The organism is Methylomonas stagni (assembly GCF_050154735.1).
Taxonomy (GTDB): domain Bacteria; phylum Pseudomonadota; class Gammaproteobacteria; order Methylococcales; family Methylomonadaceae; genus Methylomonas; species Methylomonas koyamae_A.
On sequence record NZ_CP189557.1, the window covers coordinates 3,582,183 to 3,608,013 of the forward strand.

The window sequence follows — 25,831 nt, forward strand, 5'->3', positions numbered from 1 at the left end:
CTACTTCACCAACTTCTGCGTCACCAAGCCCAACTGGCTGATTTGCAGGCGGGTGACGATGTCCAGCACATCGATAACTTTCTGGTACTGCACGCTGGCGTCGGCTTTCACCACCACCGGCAAGTCCGGCGTGGCGGCCTTATATTGCGCCAGCCGGGTTTCCAGTTCCTGTAGCGACACCGGGTAGGTATCCAGGTAAATACTGCCGTCCGGCGTAATCGAAATGGCCTTGGTCTTAGGCTTGGACATGGCCGGCGTGTTGCTGGCCTTGGGTAGGTTGACGGTGATGCCTTGCACCGTGGCGGTGGTCATGATGATGAAAATCAGCAACAGCACATAGGCCACGTCCAGCATCGGCGTGATGTTGATGTCGTCGTAAACTTTATCCTGGTCGTCGATCTTCATGGCCTGGCCTCTTGCCGCGCGGCTGTTTGGCGGGCGGCGCGCATCGCCAACAAGGCCAGAAATTCGTCGCTGAACACCCGCATGCCGGCGGTGATATCCTTGATTTGGGTCAGCAGATAGTTATAGGCAAACAAGGACGGGATCGCGACCGCCAAGCCGGCGACGGTCGCCAGCAGCGCGGCGGCAATGCCGGGCGCGATCGAGTTGATGTTGACGTCGCCGGTGGCGGCGATGGCGGCGAAGGTGATCATCACGCCGACCACCGTGCCGAGCAACCCCAAGAACGGGCCGCCGGCAATCGCGATAGTCAGCAACACCATATGCCGATTCAGGCGTTGGCTTTCGTGGACGATTCGGCTGTCCAGCTTGACCCGCAAGTAGTCCCAGGCTTCGCGGGCGACGACTTGTTCGGCGTTGCCTTGCAGCTTTTGCAACTCGTGAATCGCGGTGTGGTAGAGATGGTATAGCGGCGAGCTTTGAAAGTGATCGTGTTTGCCGACCAGCGCGGTCAGTAAATCCGAATCGGCCAGTTCGTGCTCCGCCGAGCTTTCCTGTTGGTCCAGCCCGCCGAGCTTATTCGGATCGAGCTGGCGGTATTTTTCGAGAAAGGCGCGGTTGTCCTTGCCGATGCGATTAAGCACCAAGGCTTTACCGACCATAACCATGACGGCGATTATCAGCATCACCAAGGTCAGGCCGATGACGACCCAGCCATCGACGGTAACGTTTTGGACGATGACTAGAAAATGGCTATCCGAGCCGCCGCCGTTGGACTCGTCCTGGCCGTAGCCGATGACGGCGAAGTCGGGGCTTTGGCTGCGGTAGGCGAACTTGAGCCAGTCGGCGCCGCGGGCGGTGGCGGCGATTTGCACTTCGTCCAGCCAGCCTTGGTAGTTGTCGCCCAAGCGGATGACCGGTTGGCCGGCCGGGAGTTGGGTTTTGACGCTGCCGGCCGAAACACCGTCGATATAAAGCTCGACGATTTGCGGCGTAACCTCGCTGCCAGGGTTTCGCACGGCTTGGCCGCCGGTCTGGGCGGTCAGGTTTTCCGGACGCAAAACCAAAGCGACGTGTTGCCATCGACCCAGGGTCAGCGGTGCCGGCGCGGTGCTTGCACCGCCGGCGACGGCAGTCAGGGCGTTGCCTTGCACACTCAAACGCAAGTCCAGGCCGGCGGCTTGGGCGCTGAGCAGGGTGGCGGCCGGGTTGGCTTGGTCGATTTTCAGCCAGGCCGAAAAGGTCCAGCCTTTCGCCGGATCGACCGCCAATTGCGGCGCCGGATTAACGACAATAGGCCCGGCGCCGGTGAATTGAGCGGCGGCGCCGATCCAGCCGGCGGACTGAATCGCGGCTTTGGAATCGGCGGCGTGGCTAGCGTAGGCGGTGGCGTCTTGCGGCAGGATCTCGCCGGCGGCAAAGTGGTAGACCAAGCCTTGGGCCACGTCGTACAGGCTTTTCGAATCGGAGCCGTCGGCGGCATTGGCGTTGCCGTAGTACAACCAGAAATCGTCGGTCGCCACGCCGCCGCGCACTTGCGGCAGCTTGACCCAGATCAGGCCGATTTCGCTCAACACATCGACTTGCTCGACCTGATAGGCCAGCGGGGTCTGCTCGTCCTTCAAGGCGCGCAAATCGCGGCCGTTCTCGGCCAGTTCGGCAAAATAGCCGAAGTTGCCGGCATGCAGCCGCACCAGCACCGGTACGTCAGACAAGGTCTGCTGGATGTCGGCTCCGGTCGCCGAGGCGTCCACCGCTACCTGCCGGCGCGAACTCCAGTCGGCGTTCCACCAGGCGTGGCCGAGAGAAGGTAAACAACAAAGGAATAGAATTCGCGGAATAAGATTACGCATCGAATGGGATCGTCGGGAAAAATCGTTAGGGGAGAGTGATTGAAAGTTCGGAAGCCCGCCGGCCACGTTCTCGCCGAACGGACTTGGGCGAACAGGGGAATAAAAGCACTTCATCGGACAAATTCACGATCGTCGACCAGCCTGAATCCAGTGTAAAAGGCCGAAATCGCGGAAGCTCTGGACATATGCGCCGAAACTCGTCGGCTGACACATCCGGTAGCGGAATCCGATTGGCTTCCCGCGGATCGGCGAAAGGGTGCACATCCGTGTGCCGTCCAAGCGTATCCGGTTCCCTATGGACAGAGGCTCGAAGATCCTGATTTGTTAACGCTAACGTGTTTGGGTAAAGGACTTCCCGCCAATGCACGGTTCGCAGGGGATACCGCGGCCAAGGTCCGGTTTGGCCGCGGCGTGGGAAACTTAAGGGGTAGGCAACGACAAGTCGTTGTAGTTGGTGTTAAGGACAGGCAGCGCGCAAGCATCGGGCTGGCCGGCCGTTTGCCGCAGATAAGGGGTTACCGGATTGGCCGGGTCCCAACCAGCCGGCGGCGCCACGTTGGCGCTCAGTGCCACGTAGCCGGCTTGCCCCCAACCGTGGTTGCTCAAGCTGGTATTGCGGGCGGCAACGGTAGAGGCCAATTGGCCCACTTTGACCAGGCCGTTTTGCAGCTTGTTAACATCGTTGCCCTTGCTGGTTCCCAGGTTGGCGGTGTTATATGTCGTGCGCCAGGAGAAGGTGTACTCGCCGACCAAGGGATAGCGGTTTTGCGCCACTTCCTTGCCGGTTGGCGACGCGCCGTCGATTTTAATGAAGCGGTAATTGGCACTGCGGCTCGCGTTACGCTCGGTAGTTTGGATACTGATGCCCCACTGATTGCCGTGAGCGACGTTTTGCGGAATGTCGCGGTAATCGTTGTACGGTGCGGGGTTGTGCCTGGTCGCGCCGGTGGTGCTATTCCAGGAGTTGGTGCCGCTGAAATAGTTGTTGGTGCCGTTGTTCAAGTCGGTCAGGCAGCTATCCACCGCGCCCAAGCTGGTCGCATACATAAAATCCGCGTTGGACGAACCGGTATCGGCAATCACCGGTCCGTGACTACCCAAGCATGGGTACTGCAAGATATTGGCTAAAACCGCCACTTGTTGGCCGGCGCCGTTTTCGCGGCGGCAGACGTGCACCTTGGTGTCCTGGGGGACGTCCAATTTGGTGTTACCGGTACCGGTTCCGGCGAAACCGGCGGCCTTGGCCTGGCTGACCAACTCTTCCAAATCGATCACGTTATCGGTGTCGTTCGGTGCCGGATCGGTATCGGTCGGCGTAAAGCCAGTGGTCGGCGTGGTCGGCAATTTCACCTTGAGCGCGGTCCAATCCCCGACCGCGCCGCTAAAGATACTGGCCAGTTGCGATTTGGTCAGGCTGGGTTGGCAAGCGGCGTTCTCGCCGGATGCGTTAGAGCTGACCGGGGTTACGCCTTGGCCGGCCAAACCGCAGTCGCTGGGCAGGGTGCCGCTGACGATGCCGGCCAGTTGCAGGGCTTGGTACAGTTTCAACGTAACCGGCGTGCCGATGATGTGGCTGGCGATGGTTCTGCGGGTGTTGAACTGGGTATAGTCGATCGGCGTGGTATCCGGCACGGTATTGTCCGGTGCCCCCATCACATCCGGGGTGACGTCGCCGGTCGCCCCGGTGGGCAGGGCCACGTTGAAGGTATCGAGCGGGTCGTCGGGCGTGAGGTGACAAGCGAAGTTATATTGGAAGGTGGTGCCGCCCGACGAGTAGCTGAAGCTGCCCGAGGTATTGGTGGTCGTGCCGCAATTGCTGGGGTCCTTGATAAAACCCAACGGGCTATTCGTGGACGCGGCGGATAAACCCACCGCGGACGCACCCAAGCGGCGGCGCGAGATCCAGACTTTGATCTTGGTGGCGGCGGTGTTGTAAGGGGCGGTGGCGGGAGCGGGGTGAGTCGCATCGGCCACATAGCTGCCGGCGGTCGCCAAGGTACTGGCCGCGCCGCTACCCAGTATGCTGGCCAGTTTCGCGCTAGAAGTCAGGCAATAAATTCCCGAATAACTGTCGTTTTTCGCGACACTGTCCACCTCGGAAGGCAGCGCTTGAAAGTAGACGTGGGTAGTCGTGCCGGCGATATTGGCCTTGTCGGCACAGATGCTGTCGATGACGCTATTGGCTACCGGAAAGCCCAGCACCGGATCGTTGGCTTGCGAACCCGGCAAATAGAGCGCCAGATCGGGTGTGCCGTCGGTGGGCAGCAGCGCCAGGGCGCCGCCCGAAAATACCATGCTGATCGCCAAGCTCAGTTGAGCCAGGCGCTTAGGGGTAAAGCGATTCATTTTTTGTCTCCTAAGTTAACGATCGCCCCGGCCATGCCGGGGCTGTTACCGTTTGTAATGCTGATTCAGGCTTGAACAGACTGGCGAGAGCGGTTGGTAAAGCGCAACAAGCTCAGCAAGCCGCCCAGAAACATCCAGGCGGCGCCGGGTAGCGGTACCGCGGTGACGTAATTCCAGTTCAAGGTGCCGCTAGCGATATCCAGCGACATATAACCGGGCATGAAGTCGAAATTTGCCTGGCTATTTGTGGTGGTGCCGGGCGTGGAGCCGGTGTGCCAAAACAACATTCTGACGGTTTCGTCATTTTCACCGAAGAAATTGGTATGTTCCGTGCCGTCGGCATACAGGTAGGCAGAGGCCTGGAACAGGCCAATGCCGCCTTCCTCGCTAAACGCGTTGGAATTGGTCGTCGTCAAGTCCCAGTTCGCCGCGTAGTCGGTCAACTTGGTCTTGCCCGGGGTCACAATCGGCGTACTGTTCGGCAAGGCCTGGTTAAGCGCGAGCGCCTGGTTTTTGACCCCAGTGGTTTGGCCTTGCAACTGGCTGACCTGCACCAGAAGCTTATCGGCTTCCCTTAGATCCGAGATATTGGTTTGGCTGACCAGAATACCGTAATGCGGGTCTAACAAGCTGACCGCAGTGTAATAGTTGCTGCCCAAAACGTTCCATTGCAACTCGCCGGTGGCGTTGGCGATAAAGTTGGCCCAGCGCGGTCCCAGATTCCAGGTATAGCTCGTGCCATTGGCAATGTTGTCGGTGAAGTCGTTGACCGTGGTCGCCAAATCGATGCCGTAGGTCGTGGCATTGTCGACGTCGTAGACGCTCAAAAACATCTCGCCGCTGGTTTGCTGCGCTTGGGTACCGGGGTTAATCGCCGCCTGGGCCGAACCCATGCCGAGCGCCATGCACACCGCCGTCAAGCCGAAACCGTGTTTGTTAAAAATTTTCATACTCTACCTCTGTAGTTAGTTTGAGAGGGACGTCCGTCCCGTTGGTTGCCCACGGCCTTGTCAGCATTCCGGCATCAATCTATCCGCGTCCGCTACCCAGCCCTTACGATTCAATCATCTATCTTCGATGTTTACCGTGGAGCATAACGTAATGCAAAAATGTGAAGCTCGTCAAACACATTCAGAGGCAATGGCTTATTTGCAATTTGGAAATAATCCCACACAACCTGCGGAAAATCAGTGTTTACGCCATTGGCGACATAGTTTTTTTACTAGCTTAGCCAGAGCGCTCCAGCCCGAAGGCTTGCGAATTCGATATAGACATTGATATATAACATGCTTCAAACTCGATTCCGGTGAAATTCGATGAAATCCCAGCGCTCCCCGTTCAGCTTCAAACTGGCTCCACTCGCGGTCTGCATTCGGCGGATTCTAGCGGGCAGCTTGCTGGCCGGCGCCGGCGGCGAATTGCTGGCCGACGCCGGCTTGCCGGTCGCGGTCGGCGCTGGCGCGTCACCCGGTTCCAGCGTCGCCGAGTTGGCGAACCCGGCCTTGCATCCCAATATCGACGTCGGCCATGCCTCGGCCAGCTACAGCGCGGACGGCCAAAAGCTGACGATCAACCAAACCACCGCTAAAACCGTGCTGGATTGGCAAAGCTTTAACGTCGACGCCGGCAAGAGCGTGCAATTCGCCCAGCCCGGTAGCGGTTCGATTGCGTTGAACAACATTCACCAGCTCGACGCCAGCAAGATTTACGGCAATCTCAGCGCCAACGGTCAGGTGTATTTGGTCAATGCCAATGGCTTCGTATTCGGTCAGGGCGCGTCGGTCAACGTCAACTCGCTGGTCGCCACCACCTTGAAAATCGAGGATGACGTCTTCGACAAGGGCATCGCCAACGTCGTCGATTCCGGCGCGACCGGCGTCAACCCCGCGCCGGTCGCGGCGTTGACCGGCGACGGCGCGGTCTACCGCGATCTCGGCAACGGCCAGCGCGAGAAAATTCGGATTTTGGTCGAGAACGGCGCCGCGATCTCCGCCGCCAACAGCGGTCGGGTGCTGTTGGCGGCGCCGGACGTGGAAAACGACGGCACCATCACCGCGCCGGACGGCCAAGTCCTGCTGGTCGGCGCGACCGATAAAGTCTATTTGCAAGCCAGCGATTCCAGCGATGTGCGCGGCTTGCTGGTGGAGGTCGCTACCGGCGGCAGCGTCGAAAACGTCGGCAAAATTCTGACCGAGCGCGGCAACACCACGATGCTGGGCTTCGCGGTGTCGCAGCAAGGCGTCATTTCGGCCTCGACCTCGGTAGCCTTGAACGGCAGCGTGCGCTTGCTGGCCCGCGAAGGCGCGCAATTGACCGGAACAGGCCCCTATAAGCTAAAACCTAAAACCACGACCAGGGCCCAAGCGGGCGAGGACGGTTTGGGCAGACAAGCCCGCGTGGTGCTGGACGGCGGCAGTCTGACCGAAGTGGCGCTCGACGCCAGCGGCGGCACCGCCGTGGACGAACAAACCCAACCGCGCTCGCGCATCGACATCGAGGCCGGGAGCATTCGATTGAAGAATGGCGCGCAAATAGTCGCCCACGCCGGCGATGTGAATTTGATCGCCAGCGCCGTTCCCGACGCACCGCTCACTCAAAATATCGCCGGCAACGCCAGCCGTATCGTCCTGGAGCAAGGCAGTAACATCGACGTATCCGGCGTTAAGAACGTCGAATTGGCGATGAGCAGCAATATCGTCGATCTGGAATTGCGCAATTACGAGTTGCGCGACGCGCCCTTGCAGAAAGACGGTATCTTGCACGGTAAAACCGTCAAGGTGGACGTCCGCGACGGCACGACGCTGGCCGACGCTTCCGGCGCGATCGCCAAGCGGCCGCACTCGGTATTCGAACGCAGTATCGGCGCCGGCACGATCAGCTTGCAATCGGAAGGCGATCTGATCGTCCAGACCGGCGCCAACCTGGACATTTCCGGCGGCTACCTGAGTTACCTCGGCGGTTACGTCAATACCACGCAACTACTGTCCGACGGCCGCCTGTTCGACATCGCCACGGCCGACCCCAACCGCACCTACCAACAAATCGTCAGCGGCCGGCATTACGAAGCGGCTTACCGGCAGGGCGGCGCTGCCGGCACGCTTTCGATCCGGACCCAAGCGGCGCGCCTCGACGGCAGCGTGAATGCCGACACCGTCGGCGGCCTGTATCAGCGCGATCCGGCCACGGCCGCCGCTGGCGGCACGCTGGACCTGGATCTTACTTGGAACGGCACCGCGTCGCAAACCGTGGCCTTTGTCGGCGCGGCGAACGGCGGCGGCGAAGACATCGCCAACGTCTTGGCCCTGACGCCGGCCTTGTTCGGCCACGGCCTGAATCATTTCGAGTTGAAAACCCTGGGACGTTTCACGATCGACGCCGGCGTGGTCTTGAACCTGGCGGCCGGCGGCGGCTTCACGGTCCGTGCCGGAACTATCGATGTGCAGGGCAGCCTGATCGCGCCGGCCGGCGACGTCGCGTTGACCTCGGTGTCCGGCGATTTAGACGGCAAGCTGACGCTGGGTACCGCGAGCCGCATCGACACCAGCGGCCGCTGGATCAACGACATCAAGGACGGCCGGACCAATAGCTTGCAAACCTTGTGGCTGGACGGCGGCGACATTGCCTTGCAGGCCGGCGGCGGCTTGCTGTTGGCGCGCGGTGCCAGCTTGGCGGCCAACGGCGGCGCCCGGATGACCGCCACCCATAAAGTCACCGGCGGCGCCGGCGGCAACATCTCGCTGCAAAACAACAGTACCGCCAGAGAACCGAGCGAATTCCGGCTCGGCGCCACGCTGTCGGCGGTCGGCTTGCAAAAAAACGGCACGCTGAGCATCAGCACCGGCCGGGTCGAAATCGCCGACGGCTCCGGTCTGCCGATTGAAGCCGACGGCACCTTGTATTTGAGCAGCAGTTGGCTGCAAAACGCCAACTTCGGCGCTTACGCGCTGACAACGACGGTTGGCGCGTTAAAAATCGCCGACGGCACCCGCTGGCAATTGCGCCAAACCAATTGGCAATTGAACGGCAACGCGATGCAAGCCGCCAGCGGCACGCCTTTAAGCGAATTAGTCCATCTGGCGCTGCTGCCGGATTACCAGCGCCTGGCGGTTGATCTGAATTTAACCCATGCCAGACGAACCAGTTTTGGCATCGTCAGCGACCACGGCGGCATCGTGATCGGCGCCAACGCTTGGATAGGCGCGGATTGGGGCGCGCAATTCGCTCTGACCTCCGACGATAGCATCCGTATTAACGGCACGCTGAATGCGCCGGCCGGTACCATCAAAATCGCCCTAACCAGCCCCGGCAGCGCTTTCGACAGCGGCTACGATCCCGATTTAGGCATTTTCCTCGGCGCCCTCGGCCATCTCAACGCGGTCGGCGCCAGCGTGCTAACGCCGAACGGCTCCGGCTTGTCGCAGGGCGATGTGAAAGCCGGCGGCACGGTGTCGCTGACCGCTCTCCGAGGCTATATTGCCGCCGCCGCCGGCAGCACGATCGACGTTTCCGGCACACAGGCACGGCTGGACATCCTCAACGCCAAGGGCCGAACCAAACAGACCCTGGCCTCGGCCAGCGGTACGATCGACCTGAGTGCAGCCGAAGGTTTGATCCTGCAAGGCCAATTGCTGGCGCAAGCCGGCGCCGGTACCGGCGCGGCCGGCGGCGGCGTATCCGGCGGCACCCTCAATCTGGCTCTGGACATCCGCAAACGCGGCGCCGGCGAGTTCACCAATTTTCCGACCGGCGAGCGGGTGATTCGGGTCGGCGCCGAAGCGGAGGTGCTATCGAGCGATGTCCAGGCCGCGATCGCGGCCGGCGCCGTACCGGCCGAATTCAATGGTCTTGCTTATATCAGTGCCCGCCAAATCACGCAAAGCGGCGCCGACCGGCTCAGTCTGGCGAACCTGAGCAATGGCGAAATCCGCTTCGACGGCCCGGTCACTCTGGCCGTCGAACAAAGCTTGACCCTGGATGCGCCGTTGATTGGCCACGTTGGCGACGGTTCGGCCGTTCTGTCCGCCAACGTAGTCAATCTGGGTTCGAGCTTGAACCGAACCGTGTCCGGCCCACAAGGCGCCGCCGACACCGAAGACCGCTTGACCGTCAACGCCAACCTGATCAACCTGTTCGGCGCCACCGCGATCGGCGGCTTCGCCGAGACTCGCTTGCTCAGCAACGGCGACCTGCGGCTGACCGGCATCAATCCCAATGCCGAAGCGGATTTGCTGGGCGCGCTGAGACTGGCCGGCGATCTGGTCTTGGGCGCTCGGGAAATCTACCCGACCACGCTCAGCCATTACACGATCGCTATCGATGCGGCCGTCAATCCCGACGGCACGGTGACCGTTCTGCCCGGCGTCGGCAGCCAGGCGACGCCGTTGTCGGCGGCCGGCGCGTTGACGATAGAGGCGGCGCATATCCAAAGCCAAGGCCGCTTGCTGGCGCCGTTCGGCAACATCGAGTTGAATGCCGGCCTATCCTTGGCCTTGTTGGACGGCAGCATTACTTCGGTCGGCGCCGACAGCGTGATTCCGTTCGGCCGCACCCAAGGCGGTCTGGGCTGGCTGTATCCGCTCGGCACCGCCAGCAACATCCAAACCACGACACCGGCCAAGTCCATCGTATTGTCCGGGCCCGACATCAACCTGGCCGCCGGGGCCAGCGTTAATCTGAACGGCGGCGGCGATTTGTCGGCCTTCGAATTCGTCGCCGGCGCCGGTGGCAGCCAGGATGTCCTCGACACCAGCGGCGCTTACGCGATCTTGCCGGCTTATTTGGCGGATTTCGCCGCTTACGATCCCATCGAATTCGCCAACTCGGGTCTAAATTTTGGCGACAACCTGCATTTGAGCGCGGCGCTGGGTAATCCGGGCGATGCCAATTATCTGGCGGCCGGCGACTACGTGCTGTTACCGGCCCATTACGCACTGTTGCCTAATGCGTTTTTGGTCACGCCGCAAGCCGACAGCTTGGACATGGCCGCCGGCACCACCAGTAGTCTGATCGACGGCACCCAGGTCATCGCCGGTTACCGTTACACCGCGAATACCGGTATCGCCGCCAGCCGCTGGTCCGGTTTCGCGGTCGAAGCCGGCACTGTTGCCCGGACCCGCTCGGAATACGACGAGACCACCGCCAGCGAATTTTTCGGCGCGAAAGGCGCCGGCTTGCCGCAAGATGCCGGCAATCTGGCCCTGTTGGCGCAAGGCCGCCTGACGTTGGCCGCCGACATCAGTGCCACCGCCGCGGCCGGCGGCTTGGGCGGCATGCTGGACATCGGCGCCAATAAACTCAACGTCGTGCAAGACTTGAGCGCGGCCGTTCCGAGCGACGGCGTCGCCTTATTGGCCGAGCAACTGAATCGGCTGAACGTCGATAGTCTGTTATTGGGCGGACGCCGGCAACGGAACGACGACGGCACTCAACTGACCGTCGCCGCCGATAGCGTCGCGATTAGCGACGGAGTAGCCCTGCACGGCCGGGAAATCCTGTTGGCCGCGCGCGACCGGGTCACGGTCGGCGCCAACGCGAGTTTGGCCGCATCCGGCCGTTTGAGCCGAACCGACACCGAATTCAGCGTGACGAATGCCGACGGCAGCGGCGCCGGCGCCTTGCTGCGGGTTTCGGCGGGAGCGCAAAGCCAAATCGAACGCTCCGGCGGCGGAGTCGGCAACGCGACCGGCTTGCTGGAGGTAAAAACCGGCGCGGTGTTAAGCAGCGCCGGCTCCATCTTGCTGGACGGTAGCCGGGATGTGGCATTCAACGGCACGATCGCGATGAACGGCGGCGATCTGGCCTTGAGTTCCAGCCGAATCACGCTGGGCGGCGACGGCACGGCCGCCGGCCTGAACCTGAGCGACAGTAGCTTGAACGGCCTAAATGCGGACCGTATCGCGTTGAACAGCTACGACGCCATCGACTTTGCCGGCGCGCTGCATCTGGCGGTGAAAGAATTAACCTTGAATGCCGCGAACTTGCGCGGCGTGGCCGGTGGACAAACCGCCAGCATCGTTGCCGATACGATCACGTTGACCCATACCGGTCGCGCGGCGCCGGCGCAAACCTTAGCCGGCGACATGCGCTTGGATTTATCCGCCCGTAACAGCCTGAGCTTGGCCGAAGGCGAATACGCTTGGTCCGGCTTCGGCCAAGTCGCGCTCAGCGCCGGTGTGGCGCTGATCGACGACGGCACCGCCACGATCCACTCGACCGCCGACTTGGCCGTCACCGCGCCGGTGTGGACCGCCAGTGCCGGCGCCAATACCGTGATCGAGTTGGGCGGCCACGATCTGACGGTCGGCGCCGGCAACGGCGGCGCGGTCGGTGGCGGCCTGGGCGCGCGCTTGACCGTTAACGCGCGCGACATCGTGCAACAAGGCCGTATCGAACTGGCCGCCGGCGGCGTGACGCTGAACGCCGGCCGCGACCTGACGGTCGGCGGCGACATCGATGCCGCCGGCCGGGTCGTCAACCTGGCCGATGCGGTAGCCTATGCCAGCGGCGGCTATATTTCGCTGACCGCCGAGCAAGGCAAACTGGCAATCCTGAACGGCGCGCGCTTGGACGTATCCGGCAGCAGTGTCGGCGGCGACGCCGGCAATCTGAACCTGGCGGCCGCCAACGGCGAGCTGACGTTGGCAGGCAGCTTGGTGGGCCGTGCCCACGCCGGCGCGGTCGGCGGCGGCTTGGCCTTGGATAGCCTCAGCCTGAGCTCCGCCCAGTGGGCCGGGTTGCTCGGGCAATTGCACGACGGCGGTTTTAACGGCGATATCGCGATCCGCCAGCGGCTGGGCGACATGAACATCGCCGCCGGCCAAAGCCTGCAAGCCGCCAACATCACGCTGGCCGCCGACAGCGGTTCGCTGACGGTTGCCGGCGAACTAAGCGTCAGCGGCGCCGAAGCCGGCACATTGCAACTAGCGGCCGGCGACGCGCTGACGATAATGGCCGGCGCCAAACTCGGCGCGGTTTCGAGCGGTGCCGATCAGGCCGGCGGCACGATCACGTTGACCTCGACCGACGCCGACGGCGACGGGCTGGAAGGCGTCGCGATAGCGTCCGGCGCCGTGCTGGACCTGAGCGGCACGGCCGGCGGCGGCGAAATCGACGTCATCGTCAACCGCAAAGGCGACGACGATGCGGCGGTCGATATTGCCGCCGGCAGCGTCGCCGGCGCCGCCAGCCTGAAAGTCGCGGCGATGGCCCATTACGCGACCGACACCATCACCAACGCCCAAATCAAGCAATGGTACGACGATACCCGCGTTTTCATGACCGCCGCCGCCGACAACGCGGATTTGAGCGGGCGCTTGGGCGGCTTTACGCTACAGCCCGGATTGGACGTGCAAGGCAGCGGCAGTCTGGATATGAATTTGTCCGAGAATTTGGCGACGGCAACCTGGACCAGAGTCGGCTCGACGACAGTCTGGCGAACCAAGCTGGACAATATCGCCGGCGCCGTCCAGGCCTTACGCCGCTTAAACGCCGATGGCGAGATTATCAAGGAGTACAGCTACTTTTCGCCGGCGTCTTCGAACTCTCCGTGCACGCTGACCAGTTGCTCGTTGACTGCCGGCAGCTATTATTTCGATGCCAATCCCAACTCGCCCACCTACCGAACCTTGTTTTTCAGGGGCACTACCAACGCCAACCCGCGCACGCTGAGCGGCTTGACCGAATTCAACGGCTGGGACCTGGCCTTGCCCTACGCCAATGGCCAGGATTGGCATTTCGGGGCAGAAAAAGTACCAGGGCTGTTGGTGATTCGCGCCGCCGAAAATTTGGACATCAATCAAAACCTGTCGGACGGCATTGCCCGCTACGACGGCAAGCAAATGAACGCATTATTGGGTACTAACGACAGTTGGCAAAGTCGGGAAGTCCTGCAAACCGGCGCGTCCTGGAGCTACCAACTGGTGGCCGGCGCCGACTTGTCCAGCGCGAACCTGATGGGCTTGCTGAGCGCGCCGGCATTCGGCACCGGCAATTTGACGGTGGGCGCCAACAGCCGCATTCGGACCGGCACCGGCGACATCGAGATTGCCACCGCCGGCAATATCAAGCTGACCGACTGGACTTCGGCAATCTATACGATGGGCCGCGCCGAGTCCGTCAACCGCTACGGCAGTCTGTCCGGTAAAACCGCCGGCAAGGAGTTTTTCGTGGAATATCCGGTCGACGGCGGCGGCTTGTCGCTGCGCGCCGGCGGCGACATCATCGGCGCGGTCAGCTCGCAGTTCCTCAGCGATTGGCTGCAACACGGCAGCGTTCGATCCCCAGCCGATGACGGTACATTGACAGGCGCCACGGCCTGGGGTATCAGCTTCGATGCGCCGTATAGCTTTAACAACCAAAACCAAAGCTTCGGCTTCCGGGAAAACCTTGGCGCGCTCGGCGGCGGCGATATAGAAATCAACGCCGGCCGCGACATTCTGAATTTGTCGGTGATGCTGCCGACCTCGGCCAAGCTGACCGGCGCCGTCGATGCCGACGGCAACATCGCCGAAAGCATGCCGCTGATTCGCGGCGGCGGCGATCTGAACTTGCGGGCGGGCGGCGACATTGCCGGCGGGGTGTTTTTTGTGGACAAGGGCAATGCTAACCTGAAGGCCGGCGGCGCGATTACCGCCAGCCGATCCGATCCGGACGCCCCGGAAGACAGCGTCGTCTACAGCGCGGGGCCGATTTTCGCGATCGGCGATTCGATTTTTAGCGTGCAAGCGGCGACCGGTATCGCGGTCGGCGCGGTTGTGAATCCGTTCGGTGTCCCACCGGCCAGTAATCCGGCGTCCAATACGGCCATCGTCAACAGCTACTTTTTCAATTACAGCGAGCGTAGTGGCCTCGCACTGCAAACGCTGGCCGGCGCTATCGATTTTAACAACGACACGGATCTGATCGACCAACTGGCCAAAACCTTCCCGACCGCCACCAGCGATCCGCAATCCTATATTTCTCAGGCCGGCGTGGATTGGTGGTCCTACTATCCCGGCAATCTGACCGCCCACGCGCTCAGCGGCGATATCAACGTCAACAATTCGCTGTCGCTGTTTCCGAGCAGCGGCGGGACGCTGGATCTAGCGGCCTGGGGCAATCTGACCCTGGGCGTCGGTACGCTAAGCGACAGCAAGATCGAACAACTGGACGCCGATCCCAGCCTGTTGCCGTCCGTGCTGAATCCGACCAATACCGGCGGCGTTTGGCCCGAGCACGCCGATGTATCGGTCCACACCAACGACAGCCGTTCAAATCGGCTGATTGCCGCGCACGGCAGCATCACCGGTATCGGGTCCGCCAGCGTGATTACCGCCAAGGCCACCACGTTTTACGCCGGACTGGACTTTAAAAACCTGGGCTTGGCATTGCAGAATCTGCATGCCGACGACGTCAGCAGCATCAGCGCCGGCCGCGACATCCTCTACGAATTGATCAGAAACCCGACGACCGGGGCTTATATTACGACCAACGCCCAAATCGAACTGGGCGGGCCGGGTTTGTTGAACGTGTGGGCCGGTCGCAATATTGACCTGGGCGTGTCCGGCGGCATTATCTCGGTCGGCAATTTGCACAACGTCGCGCTACCCAGTCAAGGCGCCGACATTAGCGTGTTGGCCGGCAACCGCTTCTCCGACTCCACCGCGCCGCTGGAAGACTTCCTGAACACCTATGTCGTGTCCGGCAACTACCAAAGCTTGCGCGCTTCCTTGGAGCAACAAACCACGCCGATCGGCCGGCTACAAATCGCGTTGGCGGTGCTGTTCGACGAAATTCGCGCCTCGGCCAAGGCCGCGGCGGTGACGACGGGCGCCAAGCGGCAGGCGGCCTACCAACGCGGTTACGACGCGATCGCTCTGTTGTTCCCGGACGCGCCGGCCGGCGACATCAAGTTGTTCTTTAGCCGGATTCAAACCGTGCAAGGCGGCGACGTCAATCTGTTGGCGCCGGGCGGCATGATCAACGTCGGCCTGGCTTCGGGATTTACCGGCGGTAAAGCCGACCAAGCCGATCTGGGCATCATGGCTCAGCGCGAAGGCAACATCAACATCCTGGTCAAAAACGACTTGCAGGTGAACCAGCAACGGGTATTCACATTGGCCGGCGGCGACATTACCGTCTGGTCTTCCGAGGGCAATATCGACGCGGGCCGCGGCGCCAAAGCGGCCTTGGCGACCGCCGCGCCAAGAATCAGCATCGACAAATCCACCAGCCAACTGATCGTCGAATTTCCGCCGACGATTTCCGGCAGCGGCATTCGGGCGCAGTCGGGCTATAACAGCGATAGGATAGGCAATGTCGTGCTGGCCGCGCCGAAAGGCGTCGTCGATGCCGGCGAGGCCGGTATCGGTGGGCAGAACGTGACAATTGCCGCCACCGCCGTGATCGGCGCCAGCAATATTCAGGTGTTGGGAAACAGTATCGGATTCGGCCAAATCCTAGCGCTCCCGACCATGCCCGACAATGCCGGCGCGGCAGCGGCCGCCGCCAGCCGGTCAGCGTCGACAAACGAAGCGGCCGCCGAGCAGCAAACCGACGATTCCGCGGCCGGACATTCGGTCAAAGTGGCGTTGTTGGACAGCCAATTGCTTGGTTTCGGTGCTTGCAGCCTTGCCGACATCAAGTCCGGCAAGGCGGGGTGCGGCGACTAACGGGACCGCTAGGCCGCAATTTAATTTCGCCGGGTAGACCTCGGGCAGTAGCGGCAAAGCGCTTGGGTAAGCCCAAGACAGGATTCCGCGCGGGCGTTTTTCAGTGAATGTGCGAAAATTCACGGTTCGCCAATTGGGAGCCTTAGCTCGATCATGCCCACCTCCGAAACCTGTTCCGCGCCGATCGGCGTTTACGACTCCGGCATCGGCGGACTGTCGGTGTTGCGCGCCTTACGGGAAAAGTTGCCAAACGAATCCTTCGTTTACGTCGCGGACAATGCCCACGCGCCTTACGGCGACCGGGCGCCGGACTTCATCGAAGCGCGCGCCCGGCAAATCGCCGCCTTCCTGGTGCAACGCGGCGCGCGAGCCTTGGTGCTGGCCTGCAACACCGCCAGCGTCGTCGCCGCCCAACAGCTACGCAAACTGCATGGCTTGCCGATCGTCGCGATGGAACCGGCCATCAAGCCGGCCGCGCGAATCACGCAATCCAAGGTGGTGTTGGTCATGGCCACCACCAACACGATCCGGAGCGCGTCGGTCGCCCGACTGTGCAGCGCCTACGGCCGGGAGGTTAACGTGATCCTGCAACCGTGTCCGGGTTTGGCGGACCAGGTCGAACGCGGCGAATTTGGTAGCGCGGCAACCTTAGATCTGTTGGACAGATTCATCAGCCCCGGCATTGCCGCCGGCGCCGATACCATTGTGCTGGGCTGCACGCATTACGCGTTTCTGACTTCGGAAATTTCGCGGATTGCCGGACCGGCGGTCGCGGTGGTCGAGCCTTCCTACGCCATCGCCCGACAACTCGCCCGAGTTCTGCCGGCCGCCACCGCGCCTCGGCGACCAGCCAGCGCCACCACTTTCTACACGTCCGGTTCGGCGCCCGACATGTCGGCCTTTTTGGCGACGATCGGCGAAACCGCCCAAGCGGTGTATACGCTACCAGCCGGTATGCCGTAGCCGGCCCGAGGGTATAAGGACCCGACGAGCACTTGTCTGTTTGTGCCGAAAGTCGTTGAGGGAAGTACGGACAGACCGGTGTCCGAACGCCTTCGATCGCGATTGAAGCCGATCCACCCAGCTTTTTGATTACTCGGGGTTCTCCGACATGATAGGAACGGCTTGTGTAACTATTCAGGGAAAACAGTAATCCAAACCGAATATGTGGAATACCACGCCACGGGTCCTCGCCTACGGCTCATCCGTATAAAACCCCGTCTCGAAAGTCGCCCGGCGATTCCGACCGGGTTCCCCCGAAACCCGGCTGATCCTTACCCTTAGTCTGATGCTTAATGCTTCAGGGCATCTGGCTCGCGCGTGCCGCCGGTCGCTGACGCAGGTTTTACCGAAAGGCCTCAGTTTAGTTTTTGATCCGTCGCGGTAAGCTGTAAAATCGCCTTTAAGCGTTGGCGCCGTTTCGGCATCAGCTGGCACGCCTCACCGATTTCGTCATTTAGGAGTTCCATTTCATGAGCAATACACAAACTCACGCCGAAGTTCTGGTCCTGGGCGGCGGCCCCGGCGGTTACACGGCGGCCTTCCGCGCCGCCGATTTGGGCAAGCAAGTGGTCCTGGTCGAACGCTATCCGGTGCTGGGCGGCGTTTGTCTGAACGTCGGTTGTATTCCGTCGAAAGCCTTGTTGCACGCCGCGCAAATCATTCACGAAGCCGAGGCGATGGCCGAACACGGCGTCAGCTTCGGCCAGCCGCAAGTCGATTTGGATAAAATTCGCGGCTGGAAGCAAAGCGTCAGCCAGGGTTTGAATCAAGGTTTGGCGAAGCTGGCCAAACAGCGCAAAGTCACCGTGATCAACGGCGTCGGCAAGTTCGCTTCGGCCAACAGCCTGACCGTCGAAAACGAGTCCGGCAGCCAAACCGTGACTTTCGATAACGCGATCATCGCCGCCGGCTCGCAGCCGACCAAAATTCCCGGTTTCCCGCACGACGACCCGCGCGTCTGGGATTCGACCGATGCGTTGAACTTGAACTTCGTGCCGGAGAAGCTGCTGATCGTCGGCGGCGGCATCATCGGTCTGGAAATGGCGACGGTGTATCACGCGTTGGGTTCGAAAATCAGCGTGGTCGAGTTGATGGACCAAATCATCCCCGGCTGCGACAAGGATTTGGTCACGCCGCTGCAACGTAAGATCAAAAAGCAATACGACAATCTGTGGCTGAAAACCAGCGTGAAAGCGATGGAAGCCACCGACACCGGCATTAAGGTAGCGATGGAAGGTAAGGACGCGCCGGAATCGGAAACTTTCGACGCGGTGCTGGTCGCGGTCGGCCGCCGTCCAAACGGCAAATTGATAAACGCCGAGCAAGCCGGCGTTACGGTCGACGAACGCGGCTTTATTCCGGTCGACAAACAGGGCCGCACCAACGTCGGCCACATTTTCGCGATCGGCGATATCGTCGGCAACCCGATGCTGGCCCACAAAGCCACTCACGAAGGCAAAATCGCCGCCGAAACCATTGCCGGCCATAAAGCCGGTTTCGATGCGTTGACGATTCCATCGGTGGCCTACACCGATCCGGAAGTGGCCTGGATGGGATTGACCGAAAACCAGGCGCAACAGCAAGGCGTCGAATACGACAAAGCCGTATTCCCGTGGGCCGCCAGCGGTCGGTCGTTAGCCTTGGGACGTAGCGAAGGCATCACTAAAATTTTGACCGACAAAACCAACGGGCGAATCCTGGGTGCCGGCTTCACCGGCCCCGGCGCAGGCGAATTGGTGGCGGAAGCGGTATTGGCGCTGGAAATGGGCGCTGACGCCACCGACGTCAGCCTGAGCATCCATCCGCACCCAACCTTGTCGGAGACGTTTGCGTTCGCGGCGGAGATGATAGAAGGGACGATTACCGATCTTTACGTTAAAAAGTAGATAGTTTAGCGGTTTGATTTCCGATCATAATTGACGTCGGAAATTGAATGTCCGGCAAGTTGTTTATTTGATGATTGATTTTTCCTCAATCACTTGCGTCGTCCATCGGAATGGGAAATTTCCTTCGGAATTAGCGTTAGATTCCAGACAGGCCGCCGCGTGGGCTATAAATATTTACTTTGATAGCAGGTCTGAAAATGGAAAAATTATTCAAAAAGATAAAATACTTGCCTGAATTGGCAAAGAAGTACCGAATACTTAAACACTGTAATCTGCTGGACGATAGGCTTAGCGCATCTGAGTTGGAGCAGTATTTGTACACTTGCAGCGCGGTTGGAACTCATAGAGGGTATTTGCGTTCGCTTCGCGAAACCATGTGCGTCGACCGCGAAGGTAATCCGCTCCCCTGGTACACCTATCCGGCCATCGAACAACTAGCGAAATGGGATTTTTCAGAAGCGGAAGTCTTTGAATTCGGTTGCGGCAATTCGACTCGATGGTGGGCCGGCCGGTCTAAATCGGTCGTGAGCCTGGAGGGCTCACGGGTCTGGTACGACAAAATCTTGTCTTCCAATGTCTTACCGGACAACACCACACCGATACTTGTCGCAATAGATGGGGATGAATATAGTCAAGCATTTGGCGATTACGCGGAGGCTTTGAATAATTTCGGCCAGTTCGACGTCATTATTGTCGACGGCGAATCTCGTTTCAGGACGCGCTACGCTTGCGCAAACAACGCGTTAAAGCATTTAAGAGCAGGTGGTTTGATTATTCTCGATAACTCCGACTGGCATCCGGAATCCGCCAAATTGCTAAGAGATTCAGGATTGCTTCAGATCGATTTTTGCGGTCTCGGCCCCTTGAATACCCACGCCGAGACTACCTCGTTGTTTTTGGACAAATTCTTCAGCGTTAAGCCCGTGAACGATAACGAGCACCCAGGGCAAACTATTGGCGGATTGAAGCTCACCCTGGGTTAAAAATCGCAATCCTCTCACTGGGGGGTAGCTAGCGACAGATTTCCACGTCGAACACGGTACCGTTGACGGCGACTACCTTGACCTTCCCGCCCACCGGGCAATCGTCGCCGTGGACTTTCCAGATCGTGTCGTCCACCTTGATTTTGCCCTGTCCGTTTTCAATGGCTTCCACCAGATTGAAGGTGCGGCCGACGTATTGCGCGCCGCGCCGGTTCAATAGCGGATGATCGCTGGTTTGCGATTTGGCGCTGGCGTAACGGCGCCAAGCCAGTACCGCCGCGATCGCCATCGCCGAGAACAGCAGCACTTGCACGTTAAATCCCATCACCGGCACGACCAGTAACAACGCGCCGGTCACGAAAGCCGCCACCGCCAGCCACAAAAAGAAGAAACCGCTGACCAAAATCTCCAAGCCCAGGAACGCGACCGCGGCCACCCACCAATACCAGAACACGATGTCGAATTCGCTCATCGCGCTAGCCTTTTTGGACAAAGCTTCCTTGGCCAATTCGCCGATACCGCCTAAGGCACCGATCACGCTGGAGGCTTCCAGCGGCATTAGAATCAGCTTGCTGTTGTCGGCGGTAGCGATCTCCTTGATGGACTCGATGTATTTTTGCGCGACGAAAAAATTGATCGCCTGCACGTCGCCCTTGGCGATGGCTTCGGACACCATCAGCGTGGCCTTGGCCTCGGCTTCGGCCAAGCGCTCGCGGGCTTCGGCCTCGCGAAACGCCGCTTCGCGGCGGCCTTCGGCTTCCAGAATCGCGCTCTGTTTCAAACCCTCGGCTTTTAAAATTTCCGCCTGCCGCAAGCCTTCGGCTTCCAAAATCTGCGCGCGTTTTTCCCGTTCCGCCTTCATTTGCCGAGCCATCGAATCGACCAAATCCTTGGGTGGCGCAATGTCCTTGATTTCGATCCGGGTGACTTTGATGCCCCACGGCGTGGTCGCGTCGTCGACCACCGCCAACAAACGGGCGTTGATCTCGTCGCGGCGCGACAGCAATTCGTCCAGGTCCATCGAACCCATCACGGTGCGGATGTTGGTCATCACCAGATTGATAATCGCCACATCCAGATAATTCACCTCGTAAGCCGCCTTGGCGGCATCCATGATTTGGTAGAACACCACGCCGTCCACCCGCACCATGGCGTTGTCCTTGGTAATGACTTCCTGCGACGGCACGTCGATGACTTGTTCCATCATGTTCAATTTTCTGCCGATCTGATCAATGATGGGGACGATGATGTTCAAACCCGGCGTCAAGGTCGCCGTGTACTTGCCGAAACGCTCGACCGTGTATTCCATGCCTTGCGGCACCGATTTGACGCTCATGAACACCATCAAAATGGCGAAAAAGAACAACACTGTCACGAATAAACCGAAACCGCCCATAACTGCCTCCCGAGGCTGATGTAATTTTTTTATGATTGCCGATCCTAAGCCTGGTAATAATATAGGTTTCTTTCACCTGCCGCTAACCAACCCGGATACATGAACACTCTGATTTACTACAGCTTCAACCTCCTGATTCTTACCTTAGTCCTGTTGCTGGTCGGTTTGATCAAGCCTAAGTGGCTGCTATTTTGGATGGACAAACCCGGCCGCTTACCGATCATCTTTGTTTGCACCGGCCTGTTCATGACGTCGGCCGTGATGTACGGTGAAGGCAACAAGGAACTCCAAGCCGAAAAAGCCCAACAAGCCAAGGCCCAAACCCCACCGCCGCCGGCACCCACCAGCGGCGACGTGCCGGTCGTTAAACCGGCGCCGGCCGCCAAGCCGGCGACTCAGCCCTAAAACGGGCCGATCCGGGCCGATCAGCGTAGCGCGTCGATCCGCCGTTTCAAATCGCTTAGATCGACGTCTTCGCCGGTTTCCTCGAAATACAGACGGTTAAACGTTTCGGCGATGCGGCTGGCCGGTTCGGCTAAATCGGGTCTTAGCCGGCGAAGCTGATCCGCCAATTCGCTCGGACCATACCCCGGTTTGGCCATCAATCCCGCTTTGACCAAGCGCGCGACGAAGCGTCTGTACAACTCGGCGACCGGGTCCCGGCGCCGACGCAAGGGTTTCAACAAACGCCAGGCCAGTAGCCCGCCGATGCCGGCCAAACTGGCAAACAGCCAGTAGGCCAGCGTCAACCAATCCTGGATCCCCAGCGCCGAAAGAAATTCGCGCTGACTGGCGTTATCGTAATTGATGACCCAGCGCTGCCATTGATAATCGACGTTACTCCACAATTGAGCGCTGCGTTGCAACCAACTTAGCGCCGTTGGATCGAAATTGGAGGCCCGAAAGTTCACCGCGCCGCTGGCAACCTGAAGGTCGATATCGACGCCGCGCTCGATGCGCTCCGGGGCAATCGCCGCGGTCGGATCGAAGCGCACCCAGCCGCGTTCCGCCAGCCAGACTTCCGCCCAAGCATGCGCGTCGGCTTGGCGGACTTCCAGAAAGCCGCCGACCGCGTTGAACTGGCCACCCTGATAACCGCCCACCACCCGCGCCGGAATGCCCGCCGCCCGCAACACGTAAACGAACGCGGTCGCGTAGTGACTGCAGAAGCCGGCCCGGTGGTCGAACAAAAACGCTTCGATCGGTTTGACCGGCATAGTCGGCGGCGTCAGCGTGTAACGAAAATTCTGCTCGCGAAAATACCCGAGTAGTCGAGTGATGAAGCGTTCCGGATCGGCATCGCCGTCGCGCAAGCGCTCGACCAGCGCTTGGATCCTGGGCGCCAGCTTGCCCGGCAGTTGCAGGTTTTCCCGGCGTCCCGAGTCGTCGAGGTCGCCGGTCCGGTAGTTGGGGGCCGACGCCAGCCGATATTCGGCGCGTTCGCCGGGGTTGTTGTCGGCCAGCAATTGGTACAAGCCGTTGCGGCGCAATTCGGGCGGATAGCGGTAAGGCAAATCCAGCGCGTAGACCCAATGCTGGTTTTGCGGTTCCATCAACAGCGTGTAGTCGTAAACCTGCGACGTATCGAAGGCCGGATCGGTTTCGCCGCGACCGGCATAGGGCAATTGCTGCCAAACCACGCCGTCGGTGAAGGCGTAAATCGGCCCGCGCCAGTAACGCAGATGGGCCGGTGGCAGCTCGCCGGCGAACTTCACCCGGAACACCAGGTCGCCGGACAGACTCAGTTCGGCGATGGCGCCCGGCTCCAGCTTATTGCTCAAGCCGCTCCTGGCCCTGTCGGTATCCTGCAACCAACTCCAGCGCGGCGCCTCCAGTCGCGGAAACAATACGAACAACACCAGCGCGGCCGGAACAGCCTGGGCGATCAAGCGCCCGGCACTCCACAGCGCCGCGCCGGTGCGCGGCGTCCGGCTGTTCAACGTAATCAAGGTCGCCAAGCCTAGGACGCAGACCAGCGCAATATAGCCGGCCATCAAGATGCTTTCTTCGTAAAGAAATTGGGTGGCGGCGACGATGAACGACAAAAACACGATCACGTAGACGTCGCGCCGGCCGCGAATTTCCAACAATTTCAAGCCCAGCGACACCACGAATAAACCGGTGCCGGCATCGCGGCCGAACACGCCGCGCTGCTGACTGAACAGCAAGGCCAGCCCGGCCACGGTCAGCGCGAACAACAGCCACTTGCCCGGCAAGCAGTCCGGCCGGCCGATACCCACGCATCGCCAGCCCAGCGGCAACAGGAAAAAGCCGAACAGCGGCAGCGGCACGTGCCAGGCGTGCGGCAACACGATCAGGCCGGTCGATGCCAACACAAACCAGAGCAGGCGGTCGGGTAAATAGTCGGTCATACGCCGAACACCGCCAGCGCTTCCAGGCAGCGCCGATAATGCTGGGTACCTCGATCGGGCGCGAAACGCAGATTGGGTAGCACCAAGCCGTAACGCAGGCCGGCATGTTCGGCGTCCACCACCCAGCGGCACAGCAAACTCAAGCGTTCCTCCAAATGGTGGCCGGACGCCGCTTGCAAATCCAGCCACAGCTCGGCGGCGGTATTGCCGCCGTACTGTTTGCTATGCACGCCCTGGCCCTTGGCGTAAGTCTTCCAATCGATCTGCCGCAGGGTGTCGCCGAGTTGGTAGGCCCGCAATCCGTTGAACTCGTCGCCGCCGCGCGCCCGATAGCCTGCCCGGCCGTCGCCGCCGGCTTGCTCGGGAAACGGCGCGCCCGGCTCGGCCGGTTTAGGGTAAACCAGCAACGGACTATCGAAACGCAACGGCGACCAAGCCCGAAATATACCCAGCGGATAACTACTGGTGACGGTTAAAGTGCCCGGTTGGCGCCGTCCGCGCAGGGCGGCAGTCTCGAATAACGTGACGGTACGGCTTTGTTCGGCCGGCAATTCCACCGTCAAGCGACTCCGCAAACTCAACTCGAGATTTGGACGAGGTCGCCGTCCCGGTTCCAGCGTAAAAGCGTAAGCGGCCGGTTGGCCCGCGAATACCGGTGCCTGCCGCCCGGCCCGCACCACCAAGCCCGCCAGCGCCAGATAGGTATGCAGTATCGTCACGAAAAAAACGCCGGCCAACAAAAACCCCAACAAGTAGCACAGGTTGTTGCCGTAAACGTAGCCGATCAGCAATAGCACGCCGATCAAGCCAACGAACAACAATCCCCGCCGGTTGGGAATAATGAAGATGCGCCGGTGATTGAGTTCTATCGCGTCGCCGGACGGCGCTTCGCCGCGAATGAAGCGGGACAGGCGAAAGCGTTCCGACAGCTTCAGGCTCACAACACGGCGACTTGTTCGAGTATCGGCGCGACGGTGGCCGCCGAATCGACAACCCCCGCCTGCAAGCGATGGCCGGCCACCGCCGGCAACACGGCTTGCAAGTCTTCCGGCAAGACCGCCTTGCGCCGGTCCAGAAACGCCCAAGCCCTAGCAGCGGCTAATAAGCCCAATCCGCCGCGCGGCGACAAGCCGCTGGCGTAATCCGGGTGGTGCCGGCTGAAATCCAAGATGCCTTGCAGATAATCCAGCAAGGCCGGCGAAACGTGAACCTCGGTCGCCGCCAATTGCATTTCGAGCAATTCGCCGGCGCCGATCACCACTGGCAGATTGTCGATCAAGGCATGCCGGGGACGGCCGCTTAGCAATTCGCGTTCGGCCTGGCGATCGGGATAACCCAGTTCGATCCGCATCAAAAACCGATCCACCTGCGATTCCGGCAGCGGGAAAGTGCCGATCTGGTGAGTCGGATTCTGGGTCGCGATCACGAAAAACGGCCGCGGCAACGGATAGGTCTTGCCTTCTATCGTCACCTGACGCTCTTCCATCGCCTCCAGCAACGCGCTTTGCGCCTTGGGCGTGGCCCGGTTGATTTCGTCGGCCAACACCATTTGCTTGAAAATCGGTCCGGCGTGAAACGTAAACGTCTGGCGTTGGGCATCGAAGACCGACGAGCCGAGAATATCGGCGGGCAAAATGTCGCTGGTGAATTGGATGCGCTGGTACTCCATCCCGAACAGTTTGGCCAGAGTGTGCGCCAGCGTGGTTTTGCCGACGCCCGGAATGTCCTCGATCAACAGATGCCCCCTGGCCAGCAGACAGCAAACCGCCAACCGGATTTGGCGGGGCTTGCCGAGGATAATCCGGTTAGCGGTGTCCAATAAGCGTTCGAGGGCGAGATCCATCGGCGAAATGTCGGTAGCGAAAGGGCTGCGGCCGAGTATAGTCCAGCCCGGTTGCACCCGCCATCGGCTTCGTTGTATAAAGCCGACAGCCCCAACACCC

At 60.7% G+C, this 25,831-nt stretch carries 13 protein-coding genes and 1 pseudogene; 5 read left to right on the forward strand and 9 right to left on the reverse strand.

The features are described from left to right. The 4 genes from ACP4CD_RS16455 to ACP4CD_RS16470 all read right to left on the reverse strand — a co-directional run bounded on the left by ACP4CD_RS16455 (position 1) and on the right by ACP4CD_RS16470 (position 5,551). Positions 1 to 405 carry an ExbD/TolR family protein gene (locus ACP4CD_RS16455; RefSeq protein ID WP_064026943.1) on the reverse strand — a complete coding sequence of 135 codons (405 nt, stop codon included), beginning with the start codon at positions 403 to 405 and terminating at the stop codon, positions 1 to 3. After that, positions 402 to 2,255, reverse strand: coding sequence for a DUF2341 domain-containing protein (locus tag ACP4CD_RS16460; RefSeq protein WP_426991679.1), 1,854 nt, complete (start codon positions 2,253 to 2,255; stop codon positions 402 to 404). The genes ACP4CD_RS16455 and ACP4CD_RS16460 overlap by 4 nt, the downstream gene beginning before the upstream one ends. A gap of 420 nt (positions 2,256 to 2,675) precedes the next feature. Continuing rightward, a complete protein-coding gene (locus ACP4CD_RS16465) occupies positions 2,676 to 4,601 on the reverse strand; it encodes a hypothetical protein (RefSeq protein ID WP_071160033.1) in 1,926 nt (641 codons plus the stop codon). 65 nt (positions 4,602 to 4,666) lie between these two features. Next, positions 4,667 to 5,551: a hypothetical protein gene (locus ACP4CD_RS16470; RefSeq protein WP_426991680.1), complete on the reverse strand. Its 885-nt coding sequence runs from the start codon at positions 5,549 to 5,551 to the stop codon at positions 4,667 to 4,669. A 366-nt stretch (positions 5,552 to 5,917) separates the two neighbouring features. Between ACP4CD_RS16470 and ACP4CD_RS16475 the strand changes: the two genes are divergently transcribed. From ACP4CD_RS16475 to ACP4CD_RS16490, 4 genes are all read left to right on the forward strand, one after another. Then, positions 5,918 to 16,249, forward strand: coding sequence for a filamentous haemagglutinin family protein (locus ACP4CD_RS16475; RefSeq protein ID WP_426991681.1), 10,332 nt, complete (start codon positions 5,918 to 5,920; stop codon positions 16,247 to 16,249). 153 nt (positions 16,250 to 16,402) lie between these two features. After that, positions 16,403 to 17,212 carry a glutamate racemase gene (murI, locus tag ACP4CD_RS16480; protein ID WP_426991682.1) on the forward strand — a complete coding sequence of 270 codons (810 nt, stop codon included), beginning with the start codon at positions 16,403 to 16,405 and terminating at the stop codon, positions 17,210 to 17,212. Between the two features lie 509 nt (positions 17,213 to 17,721). Then, complete coding sequence (gene lpdA / locus ACP4CD_RS16485; protein WP_426991683.1) at positions 17,722 to 19,137, forward strand: dihydrolipoyl dehydrogenase; 1,416 nt, start codon at positions 17,722 to 17,724, stop codon at positions 19,135 to 19,137. A 197-nt stretch (positions 19,138 to 19,334) separates the two neighbouring features. Next, entirely contained in the window at positions 19,335 to 20,120 is a 786-nt protein-coding gene (locus ACP4CD_RS16490) for a class I SAM-dependent methyltransferase (RefSeq protein WP_064026968.1), read from the forward strand. 28 nt (positions 20,121 to 20,148) lie between these two features. Here the strand turns inward: ACP4CD_RS16490 and ACP4CD_RS16495 are convergent, their stop codons facing one another. Next, entirely contained in the window at positions 20,149 to 20,592 is a 444-nt protein-coding gene (locus ACP4CD_RS16495) for an NfeD family protein (RefSeq protein WP_281021909.1), read from the reverse strand. 9 nt (positions 20,593 to 20,601) lie between these two features. After that, positions 20,602 to 21,516: pseudogene (locus ACP4CD_RS16500) on the reverse strand (SPFH domain-containing protein); the annotation flags it as partial. Between the two features lie 99 nt (positions 21,517 to 21,615). Here ACP4CD_RS16500 and ACP4CD_RS16505 point away from each other — a divergent pair. Then, complete coding sequence (locus ACP4CD_RS16505) at positions 21,616 to 21,921, forward strand: hypothetical protein (RefSeq protein WP_426991684.1); 306 nt, start codon at positions 21,616 to 21,618, stop codon at positions 21,919 to 21,921. 20 nt (positions 21,922 to 21,941) lie between these two features. On the opposite strand, the gene ACP4CD_RS16510 is transcribed toward ACP4CD_RS16505, so the two are convergent. Genes ACP4CD_RS16510 through ACP4CD_RS16520 form a run of 3 tightly spaced genes read right to left on the reverse strand, consistent with a single transcriptional unit; the run spans position 21,942 to position 25,731 of the window. Next, positions 21,942 to 23,888, reverse strand: coding sequence for a DUF3488 and transglutaminase-like domain-containing protein (locus ACP4CD_RS16510; protein WP_168030382.1), 1,947 nt, complete (start codon positions 23,886 to 23,888; stop codon positions 21,942 to 21,944). Further along, positions 23,885 to 24,829, reverse strand: coding sequence for a DUF58 domain-containing protein (locus ACP4CD_RS16515; protein ID WP_426991686.1), 945 nt, complete (start codon positions 24,827 to 24,829; stop codon positions 23,885 to 23,887). Before ACP4CD_RS16515 ends, ACP4CD_RS16510 begins: the two co-directional genes overlap by 4 nt. Further along, on the reverse strand, positions 24,826 to 25,731 hold the full coding sequence (locus ACP4CD_RS16520) for an AAA family ATPase (RefSeq protein WP_426991688.1): 906 nt from the start codon (positions 25,729 to 25,731) through the stop codon (positions 24,826 to 24,828). The genes ACP4CD_RS16515 and ACP4CD_RS16520 overlap by 4 nt, the downstream gene beginning before the upstream one ends. Between the last annotated feature and the right edge of the window lie 100 nt (positions 25,732 to 25,831).